At 37.1% G+C, this 18,562-nt stretch carries 13 protein-coding genes; 7 read left to right on the top strand and 6 right to left on the bottom strand.

Annotated features, from left to right (window positions below):
• Window positions 1–13 precede the first annotated feature (13 nt).
• On the bottom strand, window positions 14–760 hold the full coding sequence (locus AO58_RS0113620; RefSeq protein ID WP_024982235.1) for an electron transfer flavoprotein subunit beta/FixA family protein: 747 nt from the start codon (window positions 758–760) through the stop codon (window positions 14–16).
• Between the two features lie 421 nt (window positions 761–1,181).
• Between AO58_RS0113620 and AO58_RS0113615 the strand changes: the two genes are divergently transcribed.
• From AO58_RS0113615 to AO58_RS0113595, 5 genes are all read left to right on the top strand, one after another.
• Window positions 1,182–2,201, top strand: coding sequence for a pyruvate dehydrogenase complex E1 component subunit beta (locus AO58_RS0113615; RefSeq protein WP_223253754.1), 1,020 nt, complete (start codon window positions 1,182–1,184; stop codon window positions 2,199–2,201).
• Between the two features lie 118 nt (window positions 2,202–2,319).
• Complete coding sequence (locus tag AO58_RS0113610) at window positions 2,320–4,821, top strand: DUF5686 and carboxypeptidase-like regulatory domain-containing protein (RefSeq protein WP_024982233.1); 2,502 nt, start codon at window positions 2,320–2,322, stop codon at window positions 4,819–4,821.
• A gap of 87 nt (window positions 4,822–4,908) precedes the next feature.
• Entirely contained in the window at window positions 4,909–5,517 is a 609-nt protein-coding gene (locus AO58_RS0113605) for a DNA-3-methyladenine glycosylase family protein (RefSeq protein ID WP_024982232.1), read from the top strand.
• Between the two features lie 102 nt (window positions 5,518–5,619).
• Entirely contained in the window at window positions 5,620–6,150 is a 531-nt protein-coding gene (locus AO58_RS0113600; protein WP_024982231.1) for an inorganic diphosphatase, read from the top strand.
• Between the two features lie 114 nt (window positions 6,151–6,264).
• Window positions 6,265–8,817 (top strand): sodium-translocating pyrophosphatase, encoded by a 2,553-nt coding sequence (locus AO58_RS0113595; protein ID WP_024982230.1) that lies wholly within the window; start codon window positions 6,265–6,267, stop codon window positions 8,815–8,817.
• 157 nt (window positions 8,818–8,974) lie between these two features.
• Here AO58_RS0113595 and AO58_RS0113590 read toward each other — a convergent pair whose 3' ends face one another.
• Both AO58_RS0113590 and AO58_RS0113585 read right to left on the bottom strand, forming a co-directional pair.
• The gene (locus AO58_RS0113590; protein WP_024982229.1) at window positions 8,975–9,589 is read right to left on the bottom strand and encodes a deoxynucleoside kinase; all 615 of its coding nucleotides are present in this window, start codon (window positions 9,587–9,589) and stop codon (window positions 8,975–8,977) included.
• Window positions 9,589–10,389 (bottom strand): hypothetical protein, encoded by an 801-nt coding sequence (locus tag AO58_RS0113585; RefSeq protein ID WP_024982228.1) that lies wholly within the window; start codon window positions 10,387–10,389, stop codon window positions 9,589–9,591. Before AO58_RS0113585 ends, AO58_RS0113590 begins: the two co-directional genes overlap by 1 nt.
• A 112-nt stretch (window positions 10,390–10,501) precedes the next feature.
• On the opposite strand from AO58_RS0113585, the gene AO58_RS0113580 reads away from it, so the two are divergent.
• On the top strand, window positions 10,502–11,416 hold the full coding sequence (locus AO58_RS0113580; RefSeq protein WP_024982227.1) for a GLPGLI family protein: 915 nt from the start codon (window positions 10,502–10,504) through the stop codon (window positions 11,414–11,416).
• A 26-nt stretch (window positions 11,417–11,442) separates the two neighbouring features.
• On the opposite strand, the gene AO58_RS18050 is transcribed toward AO58_RS0113580, so the two are convergent.
• Window positions 11,443–11,625 (bottom strand): hypothetical protein, encoded by a 183-nt coding sequence (locus tag AO58_RS18050; RefSeq protein WP_139225559.1) that lies wholly within the window; start codon window positions 11,623–11,625, stop codon window positions 11,443–11,445.
• An 11-nt stretch (window positions 11,626–11,636) separates the two neighbouring features.
• On the opposite strand from AO58_RS18050, the gene AO58_RS0113570 reads away from it, so the two are divergent.
• Window positions 11,637–14,339, top strand: a complete 2,703-nt coding sequence (locus tag AO58_RS0113570; RefSeq protein ID WP_024982226.1) for a carboxypeptidase-like regulatory domain-containing protein — start codon at window positions 11,637–11,639, stop codon at window positions 14,337–14,339.
• A 147-nt stretch (window positions 14,340–14,486) separates the two neighbouring features.
• Here AO58_RS0113570 and AO58_RS0113565 read toward each other — a convergent pair whose 3' ends face one another.
• Window positions 14,487–16,253, bottom strand: a complete 1,767-nt coding sequence (locus AO58_RS0113565; protein ID WP_024982225.1) for a DUF4153 domain-containing protein — start codon at window positions 16,251–16,253, stop codon at window positions 14,487–14,489.
• Window positions 16,254–16,360: 107 nt separating this feature from the next.
• Window positions 16,361–18,460 carry a peptidylprolyl isomerase gene (locus tag AO58_RS0113560; protein ID WP_024982224.1) on the bottom strand — a complete coding sequence of 700 codons (2,100 nt, stop codon included), beginning with the start codon at window positions 18,458–18,460 and terminating at the stop codon, window positions 16,361–16,363.
• Window positions 18,461–18,562 lie beyond the last annotated feature (102 nt).

Below are 18,562 nucleotides of genomic sequence, written 5' to 3'. Positions count from 1 at the left end.
TGATTACTGAATACTAAATTACTTTCGCTTCGTTGTGTAACAAACTGATTAGTTCATCCAAGTTATCCGCTGCCACTAACTTAACTGCCGATTTTGGAGCTGGCTTGTCAAACTTTACCGCTTTAGTAGCTACATTAGCTTCTACAGGCTCTAAAATAGTTAAGGCTTTGGTTCTTGCTGTCATAATTCCTCTCATGTTTGGAATACGCAAATCTTTCTCTTCAACTAAACCTTTTTGACCACCTATAATTAATGGTAATGTTGTAGCAACAGTTTCTTTTCCACCATCGATTTCTCTGGAAGCAGTAACAGCATTTCCGTCAACAGTTAAGCTTACGCAAGAGTTCAAAAAGTTGTACCCTAAGATTCCAGCAATCATTCCAGGAACCATTCCACCGTTGTAATCTAAAGATTCTTTTCCGGCGATTACTAAATCATATCCGCCATTTTTAATCACTTCTGCCAGTTGTTTGGCTACAAAGAAACCATCCGTTGGATTGGCATTTACACGAATTGCTTCGTTGGCTCCAATAGCTAAAGCTTTTCTTAAAGTAGGTTCTGTGTCTGGTCCTCCCACATTTACAACAGTTACTGTTGCGCCTTGTTGTTCTTGAAACCAGATGGCTCTAGTTAATCCAAACTCATCATTTGGATTGATTACGTATTGAACGCCATTGGTGTCGAATTCTGAATCACCATTAACGAAATTGATTTTTGAAGTAGTATCAGGAACGTGACTGATGCAAACTAATATTTTCATAAGACATTTTTTTTGATAAGCTTGACAAATTTAGAATAATAATTCATATATATACTATGCATGCATAATATTTTTGAAAAAACTATTACGATTTCGCTGATTGCTAGGAATGCACTTATCAAATAAAAACCAAAGGGTTACCTGTGACCTGACTTGTGTAGTGCCTAACAATAAAAACCTTGTAGTTTTGACTGTTTATACGCATTACAAAATCACATCTTAACCTCTATTTGTTTTAAATATAATACACTAGAGCCTTTACTCTACTTATGAAAACACTCTTTTTGCATACTGAATCCTAGCCCAGATAGGAGCGGCATCCTCGAGTGGCGGGGTTCGCCACTAGAGATATAGCGGATAGCTGGAAATAGCTCCTGATAATTTTAAACTTAATATTGCTTTAAAGTGGTTTAAAATATTTATTTTTGCTGTTCGAAAAAACACACATAGAAAATATAATATGAGAACGATACAATTTAGAGAGGCAATTTGCGAAGCGATGAGTGAAGAAATGCGTCGCGATGAGTCCATATACTTAATGGGTGAAGAGGTTGCTGAATACAACGGTGCCTATAAAGCATCGAAAGGGATGTTGGCCGAGTTTGGCGAAAAACGAGTAATCGACACTCCTATTGCAGAGCTTGGTTTTACTGGTATTGCGGTAGGTTCAGCCATGAATGGATGTCGCCCGATTGTAGAATACATGACCTTCAACTTTTGTATGGTGGGTATTGATCAAATTATTAATAATGCTGCCAAGATGCGTCAAATGTCTGGTGGGCAATTTAACATTCCTATCGTTTTTAGAGGACCAACAGCTTCTGCTGGACAATTAGGAGCGACGCACTCTCAAGCTATCGAGAATTGGTTTGCGAATACTCCAGGTCTTAAAGTTGTAGTACCTTCGAATGTTTATGATGCTAAAGGATTGTTGAAATCAGCCATTCGTGATAACGACCCTGTTATCTTTATGGAATCAGAGCAAATGTACGGAGACAAAGGCGAAGTACCAGACGGAGAGTACACTATTCCGTTGGGAGTAGCTGATGTGGTGAGAGAAGGAACCGATGTAACCATTGTTTCTTTTGGAAAAATTATCAAAGAAGCGTTCAAAGCAGCTGATGATTTGGCGAAAGAAGGAATTTCTTGTGAGGTAATCGATTTGAGAACGGTTCGTCCAATGGATACTGAAGCTATTTTGAAATCGGTGAAGAAAACGAATCGTTTAGTTATCTTAGAAGAAGCTTGGCCGTTTGCTAGTATTTCTTCTGAAATTACGTATTTAGTACAAGAACAAGCGTTTGATTTCTTGGATGCGCCAATTCAACGTATTACCACTGCCGATACTCCTGCACCTTACTCCCCTGTTTTGTTAAAAGACTGGTTGCCTAATGCAGATGATGTTGTGAAAGCAGTTAAAAAAGTAATGTACAAAAAATAATCTGAAGTAAACCTTGCATTTTTAACAGTCAAAACGACTTGTTTTATCTGCTACTTACTCTCTTAATTATTATATTTGAGGCTTCATCGAAACTACTTCGATGAAGCCTTTTTTTATTATGAAAAAATTCTTTCTATATCTTTTTTTTAGCGCCCTTTTTAGCGCCTCGCTGCTACAAGCGCAAACCAAAGTAAGCGGAATTGTAGTCGATAAAACCAACCAACCCATTCCGTATGCCAATGTTGTTTTTAAAAATTCAAATACAGGTATTGTTACGAATGAAGACGGACGGTTTTACATTGAATCCGACAAAGATTATACTACGTTAGTGGTTACCTCTGCTGGTTTTTCAGATAAAGAAGTTACCTTAGAAAAGGCCGTAAATTACAACTTCAAAATTGTATTGAAAGAAATGCAAGAATTGAATGAAGTGGTTATTTTTACTGGTAAAACTTCTAAAAAAAACAATCCTGCCTTGGATATTTTGCGCAAAATATGGGAACGTAAACGCAAAAACGGCCTGTATCAGTTCAGTCAATATCAAATGGAAAAATACGAGAAAGTAGAATTTGACATGAACACCATTGACAGTGCGCTGATGAAAAACAAAATTTTCAAAGGCATGGAGTTTATTTTTAACCAAGTGGATACGTCTAAAATTACTGGAAAAACCTATCTACCTATTTTTATCAACGAAGCCTTGTATGATGTGTATGGTGACAACACCATCAAAAAAATCAAAGAAATCAATAAGGCCAACAAAACTTCAGGTTTTAATGGTAACCAACAAATTCTGGCATTCATCAAGGATTTGTATGCAAACTATGACATCTACGATAATCACTTGACTTTTTTTGACAAAAGTTTTACGAGTCCGTTATCCAAAACAGGAATCGATGTGTATAACTATATATTGAAAGACAGTGCTTTTATCGATAACAAATGGTGTTTCAATATTGTATTTTATCCTAGACGCAAAAACGAATTGACGTTCAAAGGGGATTTTTGGGTGAACGACACCACTTTTGCTATCAAAAAAATCAATATGGCGGTAACCAAAAGCGCCAATATTAACTGGGTAAAAGACATTTACATCGAACAAGAATTTGACGTTATGAACGACTCCATTTTCCTGCTCACAAAAGACTACTTGATGTCGGATTTTGCCTTGAACAAAAAAGAAAAATCCAAAGGCGTCTATGGCAAGCGAACGTCGTATTACCGCAATCACGAATTCAATAAACCCAAAGAGGCTAAATTTTACAAAGAAGAAGTTAATTTTATTGACAACGAAGTCTATAACCGACCCGAAACGTATTGGGATGAAAACCGTTTTGAAAAATTGTCCAAAGACGAAAAAGGCATTTACAAAATGCTCGACACCCTGCAAACCGTCAAAAAATTCAAGCAACTCTATAGTCTGGTTTCTATTTTAGGAAGTGGCTATGTCGAATTTGATAATTTCGATTTTGGAAGTGTCTACTCCACCTTCGGATTCAACGATGTAGAGGGAATTCGTTTGCGTTTAGGAGGCCGAACGTATTTTGGCCCCAATGACACTTGGCGTTTGCAAGGCTTTACCGCCTATGGTTTTGACGATAACAAATTCAAATATGGCGCTTCGGGCAAATGGATGCTCGACAAGAAAAACCGCATCATTATCTCCGGAGGCAATCGTCGTGATGTAGAGCAAATAGGCGCTAGCTTAACCACAACCAACGATGTTTTGGGTAGAAGTTTTGCCTCTTCAGCCTTATTTACCACAGGCAACAACGGCAAACTAACCAATATTAATCTAACCAACATTTCCTTTGAAATTGAACCCATCAAAAACTGGACGTTTCAAGCAGGACTTTCACATCGAACGCTGGTATCGGCATCGCCTACCTTTAGCTTAGATTACTACACCACGCTACCCTCGGCTGCTAATCCTTTGGGAGTAATAAAAAGTGAGGTCAAACAATCAGAAGCGAACCTTCAAATTGAATACACCCCCAACCGACAAACCATTGGTTTTGGCGTAGAGCGCGATATTGTGGACAATCCGTACAGTCGTATTTTTATCAACTTTAGTCATGGATTCAAAGGCGTTTTAAACAGTGATTTTAAGTACGACAAAATTCAGTTGTATTACAAACAACCCTTCATTATTGGCCCCCTAGGAAGAACCAATTTGATTCTGGAAGCCGGCAAAACATTTGGCACTATACCCTTGGGCTTAATGAGTGTTATTCCCGGAAATCAAACGTATTTCAGCATCGAAAACACGTTTAACAATCTGAATTTCTATGAATTTATAAGCGATCAATACTTGACCTTGCAGTGGAATCACAACTTCCAAGGCCGCTTGTTTGCCCGAATTCCATTCATGCGAAAACTCAATTGGCGAGAAGTTGTGGGTATAAAAGGGGTTTACGGCACCATTTCAGATGCCAATCGAGCCATCAACGCTTCAGGAATTCCCTACCTCGCTCCCGAAAACATCTATTGGGAATACAGCGCAGGCATTGGCAACATTTTCAAAGTATTCCGCATCGATTTTGGCTGGAGAGGCAATTACCGAGACCTGCCCGACGCGCAAAATTTTACGGTTAAAGGCACTTTTGGTTTTAATTTTTAGGAGCTATTCCAGCTGTACGCTATATCTCTAGTGGCGAACCCCGCCACTAGAGGATGCCGCTTCCATCTGGGCTAAAACACATCCGTTATGCAAGAACCATTTGCTTTTTTAATTGCACAAGAACCTGTTTTCAAAGACATCTACGATCAATACGGTTTGCCTACCATTCCGCAACGCCCTGAGGGTTTTGAGACCTTGGTCCTTTTAATTTTGGAGCAACAAGTCTCGATTGACTCCGCCAAAGCCACATTTTTAAAACTCAAAACAATTGGCACGGGCATCCATCCTGAAATTCTGCTTGATCTTTGCGAAACACAATTCAGAGCCGCAGGAGTGAGTCGCCAAAAAACCAGTTACATCAAAGCACTAGCTTCTGCCATCCTTTCCAAGGAACTCCTTTTAGAAGCCTTAGCCACAGCACCACCTTACGAAGTACGCGAAACATTACTCAAAATAAAAGGCATAGGCCATTGGACCATCGATATCTATTTGATGTTTGCTCTTAAAGCTCCTGATGTGTTTCCACTTGGCGATATTGCTGTAGTCAACACCCTAAAAGAATTATTTAACGTACACGAAAAATCCGAGATGGAAATGTTGTCACAATCTTGGTCCCCGTATCGTTCGTATGCTACGTATTTATTATGGCATCATTATTTAGGCAAACGCAAACGCACCATCAATTATAACCCTTAACAACTGGAAAAGATATCCGTAGATATCTTTACTTTTTATTGGTGAAACTGATTGGTTTAACTACTTTTGCAAAAAATTATAAAACGTTAAGACTTACTAAAAATGACTGCAGACAAATTAAAAACTTTCGATGTATTGATCGAGATACCAAGAGGAAGTAGAAACAAATACGAATATGATTTTGACATCAAAAGAATGCGTTTCGACAGAATGTTATTTTCTTCTATGATGTACCCAGCAGACTACGGTTTTATTCCTGAAACTTTAGCTTTAGACGGCGATCCATTGGATGTATTGGTATTAGTAAACGAACCTACTTTTCCTGGATGCGTAATGGAAGTAAAACCAATTGGCGTTTTTCACATGGCAGATGATAAAGGTCCAGACGAAAAAGTAATTTGTGTACCCGTTTCTGATCCTATTTGGAATTCATTAGAAAATCTTTCAGATGTAAATCCACACTTATTAAAAGAAATTGAACACTTCTTTCAAGTTTACAAAGATTTAGAAAACAAAAAAGTAGATGTTGAAGGTTGGGGAGATGTGAATGAAGCCTATGCTATCATTCAAGAATGCACCAAGCGTTTTGATGATATCGAAAATAAACCAGAGGGATTATTTAGTATAAAATAATTTTACCCTTCCTATTTTATAAAAAAAGCAATACTCAGCAATGAGTGTTGCTTTTTTTTGCTTAAATTCGTTTCCAACAAGATTTTATAATTAATTAAAAATAACATTTTTTTTATGAATACATTTATGATTTATGTGCCAATTGTCATGGCACTTATTGGACTTCTGTTCATGTTCGCAAAAAGAGCCTGGGTGCTCAAACAAGATGCTGGAGACGGCAAAATGAAAGAGATTTCAGATTACATATACGAAGGAGCTTTAGCTTTTTTAAAAGCAGAATATAGATTATTAGCTGTATTTGTTCTTATCGCAAGTGCAGTATTGGCAGGGATCACTTTCTTGCCTGGCGTAAAAACCCATCTATTAATAGTTATAGCCTTTATTTTTGGAGCATTCTTCTCTGCATTGGCGGGGAATATGGGAATGAAAATCGCCACCAAAACCAATGTAAGAACCACACAAGCCGCACGTACTAGTTTGCCTCAGGCTTTGAAAGTATCTTTTGGTGGAGGAACTGTAATGGGATTAGGTGTAGCCGGTTTAGCTGTTTTAGGGTTGACCGGTTTTTTTATTATCTTTTTCAGAATCTTTATGAACGGAGAATGGACGTCTACTGAAGACATGACCATTGTTCTGGAAACCTTAGCTGGTTTTTCTTTAGGAGCTGAATCTATTGCTTTGTTTGCCCGTGTTGGTGGTGGTATTTATACCAAAGCAGCCGATGTGGGTGCCGATTTAGTTGGTAAAGTAGAAGCTGGAATCCCTGAAGACGATCCAAGAAACCCCGCTACAATTGCAGACAACGTAGGTGATAACGTAGGTGACGTTGCTGGTATGGGCGCCGATTTATTTGGTTCGTATGTAGCGACTGTATTGGCTGCAATGGTTCTTGGAAACTACGTGATTAAAGATATGGGTGGTAAAATCGAAGATGCCTTTGGCGGAATTGGTCCAATTTTATTGCCGATGGCGATTGCTGGTTTTGGAATTTTGTTTTCTATTATCGGAACGATGTTGGTAAAAATCAGTAGTGATGATGCCAAAGAAGCTCAAGTACAAAAAGCCTTAAATATCGGAAACTGGGTTTCTATAGTTTTAACCGCTATTGCTTGTTTCTTCTTAATCGATATGATGTTACCAGAAACAATGCAAATGTCATTCTTTGGCGAAGGAGTTCAAGACATTTCTTCTATGAGAGTTTTCTATGCCTCTTTAATTGGATTATTTGTTGGTGGAGCCATTTCATCAGTAACAGAATATTACACTGGTTTAGGAACAAAACCAGTAATGGCTATCGTCCAAAAATCATCAACTGGTGCTGGAACTAATGTAATAGCTGGTTTAGCAACAGGTATGATTTCTACTTTCCCAACGGTATTGTTATTCGCAGCTGCTATCTGGTCTACTTATGCATTAGCTGGATTTTATGGTGTGGCTTTAGCTGCTTCAGCAATGATGGCGACTACTGCTATGCAATTAGCTATTGATGCATTTGGACCTATCTCAGACAACGCAGGTGGAATAGCTGAAATGAGTGAGTTACCCAAAGAAGTACGTACCAGAACCGATATTTTGGATTCTGTTGGAAATACAACCGCAGCCACTGGAAAAGGTTTTGCTATTGCTTCTGCGGCTTTAACTTCATTGGCTTTGTTTGCGGCTTATGTAACTTTCACAGGAATTGATGGAATTAATATTTTTAAAGCTCCTGTTTTAGCAATGCTATTTGTGGGTGGAATGATTCCGGTAGTGTTCTCTGCTTTAGCAATGAATTCTGTTGGAAAAGCTGCGATGGATATGGTGTATGAAGTACGTCGTCAGTTCAAAGAAATTCCTGGAATTATGGAAGGAACAGGAAAACCTGAATATGGTAAATGTGTGGAGATTTCAACGAAAGCCGCTTTACGCGAAATGATGTTACCTGGTATTTTAACTATTGGTTTCCCAATTGCAATTGTTTTACTTGGAAAATTAGTGTATGCAGACAACAACCAATTGATTGCTGAAATGTTAGGAGGCTATATGGCTGGAGTAACGGTATCTGGAGTATTGTGGGCCGTTTTCCAAAATAATGCTGGAGGTGCTTGGGACAATGCTAAGAAATCTTTCGAAGCTGGGGTTATGATTAATGGAGAAATGACATATAAAGGTTCTGATGCACACAAAGCGGCGGTAACTGGAGATACAGTTGGAGATCCATTCAAAGATACTTCTGGACCTTCTATGAATATTTTAATTAAATTGACTTGTTTAATTGGGTTAGTGATTGCTCCTATCTTAGGAAGTGGACATTCTGATACGGCTGCTACAGCGTCTTGTTGTAAAAATGGTGCTAAAACTGAAATGATGTGCGAAGCCAAAAAATGCGATCCAGCAAAAATGGCCACTATGACCAAAGACGAGTGCGCAGCGATGTGCAAAGAAAATGGTTGTTCAGAAGAATGTACTGCCAAATGTTTGTCTATGTATGACGCTGACGGAAAATTTATAGGCGAAAAAACAGAAACAATTTCATTGACCACCTCTAAAGATGTTCGTGTGGAAATGACCAACGAAAACGGAAATTCCAAAGCGACAGTAACCACTACAGCCAATGGAACGACCACCACGCAAACTTTTGAAGGAACCGAAGAAGAAGTGAAAGCGAAAGTGCAAGCTTTGAAATAACACTATTACTATGTTAAGTTAATTGCTTTGGCACTAGTTCAAACTACAAACACCTCACAACATTATTTTGTTGTGAGGTGTTTTTTTTATCCAATCAACAAAAAAGCCTTGCGTCTGCAAAGCTTTTAGTTTTTTATAAATGTGGTAATCTGTATCTCTAAAACAATCCGTTCAATTCTGCGTCAATTCTGTTAATGATATTACCTAAGTCTTCGGGATTATCTACAAAATTGATATTATCTACATCAATCACCAAAAGTTTCCCTTTGGTATAACTTTGAATCCACGCTTCGTAACGTTCGTTCAAGCGGCTCAAATAATCAATAGAAATAGAATTTTCATAGTCGCGTCCGCGTTTGTGAATTTGACCTACCAAATTAGGAATGGAACTTCTTAAATAAATCAATAAATCTGGTGGTTGCACCATCGTTTCCATCAATTCAAATAAGGAAGTATAATTCTGAAAATCACGATTGGTCATTAAACTCATTGCATGTAGATTCGGAGCAAAAATATGAGCGTCCTCATAAATGGTACGATCTTGAATGATTTTTTTACCACTTTCTCTAATTTGCAAGATTTGTCGGAAACGACTATTTAAGAAATAAATCTGTAAATTAAAGGACCAACGTTCCATTTGGTGATAAAAATCGTCCAAATAAGGATTATCGACAACATCCTCATAATGAGGTTCCCACTTGAAATGTTTCGACAATAATTGTGTTAAAGTAGTTTTTCCTGAGCCTATGTTTCCTGCTACTGCTATATGCATTACGGTAGTATGATTTTAAAATTAGAAATTCCTTCGGCGGTAAAAATAGCTAAATTTTGCGCTTGGTAATAGAAATTTTGAAACCTTTTTTCCGTTAACGATATCTTAGTACGCAACCAAGAACTGTCTTTTTGACGAGATAAATAAAACAGCGCATCGCCTTGTGAAAAAAGCACACTATTAGAAGAAATTATTTGAAGCTGATCCGCTGCTGGAAATTCGCCCAAAGGTGTAATGTTGCCAAAAATAGAACAAGCGTAGCCCTGATTATTTTCATCGATCCATACAAACGAATTAAAGTCGGTTGCATAATAATTAATTTTAGTGGTGAGCGGAGTTCCGACCGTTTTATATGTTTTTTTAAGGTAATCATACAATCCTATATGCTGATTGAGACTATTATAAACCCAAAGTTGATTGAGCGACGCAATCCCCAAAGCAGTAACATTCATTGGAACGCTTTCTTGTGAGAAGTCAACTTTTTGAGTTTCATTTAATTGGTTATCAAGCAAAACTACCGTATTAAAATCTTCATAATACAGCATCAATTTGAGTGGATTTTGAATGTCAACTTTCGTGATTTTGCCTAAGGAAATATTCTTGTATTCCAACTGTTCTTTGTGGAGGGTTTTGCTAAATACGTTGCCTTGCACAGCATAAACATACTGAAAGGAATCAGTAGCATAATAGGAATAGTTACCAGCAACCATACTGGATTTTTCAATTGCTATTGCCTTATCTTGTGCTTGCGCCAGTGGACCAACCAACAAAAACGTGATCCAAATCAAAAATTGCTTCATAATGCTAATGTACGATTAAACCTTCTCAATCTTCCATTGTCTTATTAGATTTTCTAACTACTTGTGTAACAAAACGAGATCGTTTTAGTCTTATTACCAAAATCTATAAATCATGTATAAAATTATTTTGTTGTTGACGGCGCTGGTTTTGACCAGTATTGGGCTTAGAGCTCAGGAATTTCAAGGTATGGCGGTATACGAATCCAAAACAAGTACAGCCGATTTTAAAACCCGAATGGAGGGAAATAAAAACATGACTCCCGAGATGATGAAAAACATCGAGGAAAGAATGAAAAAGATGTTTGAGAAAACATTTATACTCAATTTTGACAAATCAGCCTCTATTTACAAAGAAGAAGAAAAACTAGAAGCACCCGGACAAAGCGGTGGTGGCGGAATGCGAATGATGGCCTCTTTTACTGGCGGCGGCGGAACGTATTATAAAAATGTAAAAGACAAAACGTATACTGTAGACAAAGAATTTATGGGTAAGGAGTTTTTGGTAAAAGATACGCTCACGCAAATGAAATGGAAAATGGAAGGCGAAACCCGAGAAATTGGAGGCTACAATTGTTATAAAGCTACTGCTGTGGTACCCATAAACAAATCGGATTTTAGAAATTTTAGACCAAAAGAGGATAAAAAAACAAAAGAAGCTGCCGATAAAGACAAAAAAGAAGCGGCGACTGAAAAGAAATCGAGCATCATGGATATGATCGAAATGCCTAAGGAACAAACCATCACGGCTTGGTACACTCCCGAAATTCCGGTTAACCAAGGTCCAGAAGGCTATTGGGGATTGCCTGGACTGATCTTGGAGGTAAACGATGGCAGAACGGTAATTTTATGTTCTAAAGTAGTGCTAAACCCAAAAGAAAAAGCAGCCATAAAACCAGCTACCAATGGTAAAGTGGTAACCCAGAAAGTGTTTGACGAAACGATGATGCAGAAAATGGAGGAAATGCGAGAAATGAATCGCGGTAGAGGTGGTAATGGTGGACAATTTATTATTAGATCTGGCGGATGATCCCAAAGAACTTTTGTTACCCTATTTTATTTTTTTACAATTTTTCCAAATACAAAACCATGTTGGTCCATAGCCCCGGTGGTAGCGGCATCCTTTGCCTTTTTGTTTTCAAAAAAGGCAAAGATATAGCGGACGACGGGACTTTGTATCTTAATGAAGCCCTTTGCTCCTGCTCCAAAAAAGCCTAACAATTCTATTAACGCATTCAAAAAACCACTTTATGAAAGCATTGCTTCGCCTCGTCTTATTCTTTTTTTCTACGCTATCTTTTGCCCAAACTGTTAAGCTGGACGGTTTGATTACCGATGCTAAAAATGCGGGGCTTGAAATGGCCAATGTTATGGCGGTCAACAAAACCTCCAAAGCGATGGACGCCTATGCCATAACGAATGACAAAGGTAAGTTCAGTTTGAATTTGAAACCGAATACGACTTACATAATCAAAGTGAGTTTTTTGGGGATGCAAAATAAAGAGGTCGAAGTAACTACAGCTACTACTAATTTAGTCAAAAATATTGCTTTGGATGCGGGTGGCATCGAATTGGACGGAGTTGAGATTGTACGCGAAATGCCTGTCTCGATCAAAGGAGACACTATTGTGTACAATGCGGATTCGTTTAAATCGGGCACCGAACGAAAACTGGAAGATGTACTGAAAAAATTACCTGGAGTAGAGGTAAATGCCGACGGCGAAATTGAAGTGGAAGGTAAAAAAGTAACCAAGTTGATGGTAGAGGGCAAAGATTTTTTTGATGGCGACACCAAGTTGGGAGTGAAAAATATTCCTGCCGATGCCATTGATAAAATTCAAGTATTGCGTAATTACAACGAGAATTCGATACTCAAAGGGGTTGAAAACAACCAAGATAATATTGGGATGAACATTAAACTAAAGTCGGGTAAAAAGAACTTTTGGTTTGGAGATGTTAATGCGGGTTCGGGTATTGGCCACAAAGAAAGTCGTTATGTAATTAATCCGAAATTGTTCTATTACAATCCAAAATATAGCGTGAATTTTATTTCGAATTTTAATAACATTGGAGAATTGCCATTGACCGTACAAGATTATTTCAAATTTACGGGAGGTTTTAGAGGGTTGTCGGCCAAAGGTGGATCAAGTTTTAATGTGGCTTCGAATGATTTGGGCTTATTTGGAGCCCGAAACAATAGAGCCAAAGAAATTGACACCAAGTTTGGCGCAACCAATTTCGCTTACAACGTAAATAAAGCATGGAGTTTTAGTGGATTTGGCATTCTTTCGTCCTCGATCACGGATTTGGAAACCACTTCGCAAAACAACATTTTGAAACCGAATTCCTCAGAAGTATTCTCTACTGAAAACCGTAAAGAGGTGGTGCGTCAAAATAGTAATTTAGGTTTGTTCAAATTGAGTACGTCGTACAAACCCAGCACCAACTTTCAGTTGGATTATGATGTGTTGACCAAACTATCCAAACAAAACGAAGACAATTCCTTGTTGCGTCAATCTGTTGTCAATGGCAGTAGCGACCTTGAAACGATTACCACCAATAAAAATCAAGAGCCCATATCGGTCAATCAAAATTTGAGTGCTTATTTTACCTTGAGTGAAAAGAATGTTTTTGCGCTTGAAATGCAAAGTTTATACCAAGAAGAAGATCCCTTTTATCAGGCCAATTTAAAAACACGTCCTTTTGATTTAGTGGGGTATACTAATGGTCAAAACCGCAACAACTTGAATCAAAATAGGTTTGTAAAAACCAATAAAATAGATGCCAAAATAGATTACTACTACATGCTTACCAACAAAAGCAACATCAACATTACGTTAGGAAACACCTATTCGTACCAAAATTTCAACTCGTCTATGTTTCAAATTTTAGACGATCAAACGATCAATAATCTTAACGACAAAACCAATACCAACGATGTGGATTATCGCTTCAACGACCTGTATTTGGGCTTGCACTACAAATTGTTAACTGGCAAATTTACCTTTACCCCAGGCGTAAGTCTTCATAGTTATGACATGACCAATGCGCAATTGGGCTCTGCTTTTAATTTGAAATTTTATAGGGTTTTACCTGACTTCTTAGCCATTTATCAAATCAAAAAAGCGGAGAGTTTGACCTATAATTATTCCTTGACCAATAATTTCACAGATATCAACCAATTGGTCGAAGGTTATGTCTTTTCGAATTACAATAGTTTAGTACAAGGAAATAGAACCTTAGAGAATGCTACTGCACAACAACATTCCTTGCGCTATTTTAAATACAATATGTTCAATTTAGAAAACATTAGCGCCTCAATAAACTATACCAAACGATTGGATGCCGTTAAAACCGATGCACAATTTGATGGAGTCAATCAAACCTCTACGCCCATTAACTCCCCTTTTGCCGACGAAACCATTTCAGGCTTTGGGTCGTATGGCCGTTCGTTTTTAAAACGATATAAAGCGTCATTCAACGCAAACGTAAACTGGTCAAAATTCAATAACATTCAAAATGATCAAGCCGTCGTTGTGGAGAGTTTGACTCAAAGTTATACGCTACGAGCTTCGACCAACTACAAAGATTTACCTAATCTTGAAGTGGGCTACAATATTGTAATCAATGATTTGAACAACAATACATTTTACACCGACAGACCTTTTGCTAAATTGGATTATTTTTTCTTTAAAAGCTTTTCGTTTGTGGCCGAGTATGAATTTTATCATTACTACAACACCAACAGAACGGTCGACAACGAATATGATTTTTTGAATGCCAGTATCATTTATCAAAAAAAAGATAGCAAATGGGAATACAAAGTTAGTGGTACCAATTTATTGAACACGACTTCGCTTAATGATGATAGTTTTACACAATTTGCCACCCGTACTTCACAATATACCGTGCAACCACGCTATTTAATTTTATCGTTGAAGTATAATTTATAAGAAGCTATTCCAGCAATCCATTACAATCTTTACTGCAAAAACCTCTTTTTCTAAGCTCCAAAAGGAGCTTCCGTTGGTCGCTCTTTTGGAACAAGAAAAAAGTAGGCTTTTGCAGCAAAGGATTTTCATTCCTTTCTGGGCTAATGTCTATTTTATTTTCAAAAGGACTTTAATATTATAACTTTCTGTTGTCTTTTTTCCATTTTTGATAGTACCCGCTGCTTCAAGATAAGTAATAAGCAGTGTATATTTTGGGTACTCTACGCGTTGTGTGATTTTTTTGGAATTAGCATTATGAAAACCAGCATGGCCATTAATAAAATCAAACAAACGCAACGGCATAGTATCCTGATTCACCTGAAGATCTAGACCATAGGGCTTCTTACTAGATTGTACATTGTACGGAATACCATTCAATGTAATGCAATTGGTACAGTTCACTTCATTATAATTGGAAACGGAAAACAACAAATCATAGCCACGAATGTTTTCAATGCGATGAGCAGCATTATCATAAAAAGTATAATTAAAAACCGTTCGATTGCTAGTCTCCAAATCATAACGCGACCTATAAGTAAGCCCTAACGCCTCCATAATCTTAGACACACTTGGCTTCTCCTCTTGAGCAAGTAATGCAGTCAATTTACCTTTACTATACGGCTGTAATACTTTGGCAGTATAATTATCTTGTAAAAAATAAACAATAGAACTCAGATCCTTTTCTGCTTCAAAGCTTAATTTCTTGGTGTCTAATTGCTGCATGTAGTATTCAAAACGAAGCAACTGACTCCTTTTCGAAATGCTATCGGCACTTTGCGGACCTGCAATTGAGAAAAGTGCCGCAAGACACATACTTATGGGTATAAATTTAATTTTAGGCGTTTTGCTCGCTAAAAAGTATCCCACAACTACGGCCAACCAAATGGACAACAGTAAAACATAATAACGTTCATGGGTAAAACCATAGCTATAAATTCGATAACCTATGGCCCAAAACAACAAGCCCAATAAAGGAATTAACAAGTAATAAAACCAACGATTGAAGGTTTGCATCCACAAATTACCTGCCGACGAAGCAATGGGATGAACCAATAAAAAAGACAAAATACCGATAATAGCAAAAACCAATACCAAATACGAAACCCAGCCAATAGGCAAAGAAAGAGTAATAAGGATCTTCGCTTCATAACAAAGCAATATCACCAAATAAAGACTAATTAAAGGCAGTAGTACATATTGAGTGAATTTCTTAAGACCAATAGGATAACTAAGTGTGAGCGTCGTATTGACGCTTTGAATAACAGGTACACCACTCAAAAAAAAGAGTGTATTAAATGGCCCAGCTATTACTACAAAGAGATAACCAAAAATCTTTTCATCCAACTCAAAACCGAACAATTCCTTTATAGCAACGATGGCCAAAGCCAAGCCTGCAAAAAGAAAACCACTATACAAACCAGCCGTTATAATTCGTAAAAAGAGTTGTTTATTGAATTCCCAAAATTCCTCTTCGCAATACTGTTTTGCTAAAAAAGCAGCAAAAGAAACCAGCAAATGCAGGGCAATCGACAAAACAAAAAATTGTAAAAAATCAATACTAGCCGTGGGAATCTCAAGACTAAATACAAACAGAAATAGCAAAAATCCCCCTAAACAACTACTCAAAACCCTAAAAACAATAGATTTATTACTTGTGTTAAAAAACAGCGTGCAAGACAAAAACCATACTAAACACAACGAACAGCTCATAATGGTTTTGATCATTTGTGCTTCCTCTGCTGTTGCATAGTTATTTTTAACCATTAACAACGCAAATAGGGTTCCCAATAAAGTCACAACAAACTCAAGTGGAAAACGAAGAACGGTTGTAGAGGTGGCAAGCCATACTTTTTGAAGCGAAGGAAATGAAGCCATAATAATTGGGTTAGTAATCTAAATTAGTAAAAAATAGCGTGCAAAAAAAACCAGTTACAAATTAATGTAACTGGCTTCTAAATATAATAACTAAACTTTATTATCGATTACAAACCGAATTGTTTTCTGTTGTCTTCGATTGTAGCCGCTGCTTTCAAAGCAGGAATGGCTCTATTCATATCACCACTACTTTGTGTTTTCAATTTAGTGATGTAAGGCGCATGACTTTTCAAAGTTGGAGCTTTGATAGTACTTACATTTTTCACAACATAAACACCTGTATTTCCTTCTATCGGAGCCGAAATTTTATTGGCAGCCAATGCTAAAGCATTACCTACAACTTTAGCTTCTTGTCCTACTCCACCTGGCAATACTGCATTTTCTAAAGTTAATCCTGTTGCTTGTTGTACCGGTGCGCCTACTGCTTTGGCAATAGCCTCAAGTGAAGCACCTGTCATTTTAGCTTTAATTAACTCTGCTTTTTTCTTGTTCTTAAGGATTGGTTCAACGTAAGGTCTAGCGGTAGCGATTGCAATTAAACCTGAATTGTCAATGCTTTTTACTTTAGCAATTACGTGACCAATGTTAGCTATTTCAAAACGTTTTACCGTACCGACTTTAGAATCTCCTTCAAATGCCCATCTCACAATATTTCTTTGAGCGCCTAATGAACCAAAATTTTCATCCATTGCAGTAACGTTAACCACAGGAGCAACTGTCAATTTCATGTCTTTAGCCAATTTATCAAAATCTTTGTCTGCTGCTTCCATTTCAAATTGCGTTGCTTGTGCAAACAATTTGTCTGAAGTAACTTCAGAAGGCTCGATACGTTGTGCTACAGTTGCTAAACGAATACCGTCTTGCTTATCAGTAATTTTAATAATATGAAAACCAAAAGGAGTTTCAACCAAACCAATTTTTCCAATTCCATTATTGAAAACAAAGTCATTAAATGGTTTTACCATGGCATTAGGTCCAAAATATCCTAAATCTCCACCTTGTTGTGCAGAAGAATCATCAGAAGCTGTAAAAGCCAACATCAAGAAACTATCAGGATTTGCTTGCACTTGCGCTAAAATAGATTCAGCTTTTGCTTTTGCTTCTTCTTTAGTTCTTAACTCACGTTTGTTAGGCACTTGTGTTCCTTCATAACTGATCAAAATGTGACTTGCTTTTGCATTCACTCCCGATTTAAAACCTAAAGATTTTGACAAGCAATAGTAAGTTCCAAATTTGTAAGGCCCGTAAACTGCACCTGCAGGCAAAGCAAACAAACGATCTGCATCAACTGCTGGTAAATCTTTCTTAGCGATATAAGTTGAATCGTAAGGAACATCAGAATTTGCATTTACAAAATCAATCGCGTTTTTAGCATTTTTAAAACCAGGAACGGTATCGTTTTTGGCAGTAGCTTGGTTATACACCACGCTTCCTGATAACAAACTTGTAATTTTATTTTTAATTTCAGCTTCATCTTGTGCTGAAGCTTTATCTTCAATCAAAACATAAGAAATTTCACGAGACTCATCAGCTTTGAATTTCTTTTTGTTTTTAGTCATATACTCAGTGATTTCAGCATCAGTGATTTTTACCTCACTATCTTTAATGGTAGAATATAAACCAGCTACATAAGCAAAATTAACCTTGTTTGCTTCTGCTTCATATTTCATTTTTCCTTCTGCTTCTGTAGTATACAATGCTGATTTGATCAAAGAATTATACATTTGATATTTTGCATTGATTTCAGCATCTTTTTCTCTCTCTTTTAAGAACTGTGCTTGCTCAGGATTACTGCTGAAAAATTGTTTGAATTTTGCAATATCAAACATACCTGCTGCATTCAAGAACATTGGGTTTCTACCAATATTTTGATCTGCTTTCAACACTTCAATAATGTGTTTTTCACCTACTCTTAATCCTAATTTTTCAAATTCTTCAGACAACAAAGCAATAGTCACTTCTTGTTCCCAAACTCTATTTGCTGCTTCTGTTGCAGAAATCCCTTGACCACTTTTTTCTAAATTAGTAACTTTTAGTCTAAAATCTTCAAAAGCAATATCTTTATCATTTATACTTCCTACATCTTTTGTATTTTGACCAAGACCACCTTTTCCAATAAGGTCTTGAATGATAAATGCAAACAATGCTAATGCAATTGCTCCAATCAATAGTGCGGAACGTTGTCTAATTTTTGCTAAAACTGCCATTTCTATTATAGTTAATTTTTATATTCGATTTGCGAAAATACAATTATCTAGTTAATAATAACACTTGGAGTGTTTTATTTTAAAAGTTTTTTTTATGTTTTA

The sequence above is a fragment of the Flavobacterium succinicans LMG 10402 genome (assembly GCF_000611675.1).
In the GTDB taxonomy this organism is placed as follows: Bacteria; Bacteroidota; Bacteroidia; order Flavobacteriales; family Flavobacteriaceae; genus Flavobacterium; species Flavobacterium succinicans.
This window is presented reverse-complemented; position numbering and strand designations above follow the sequence as displayed.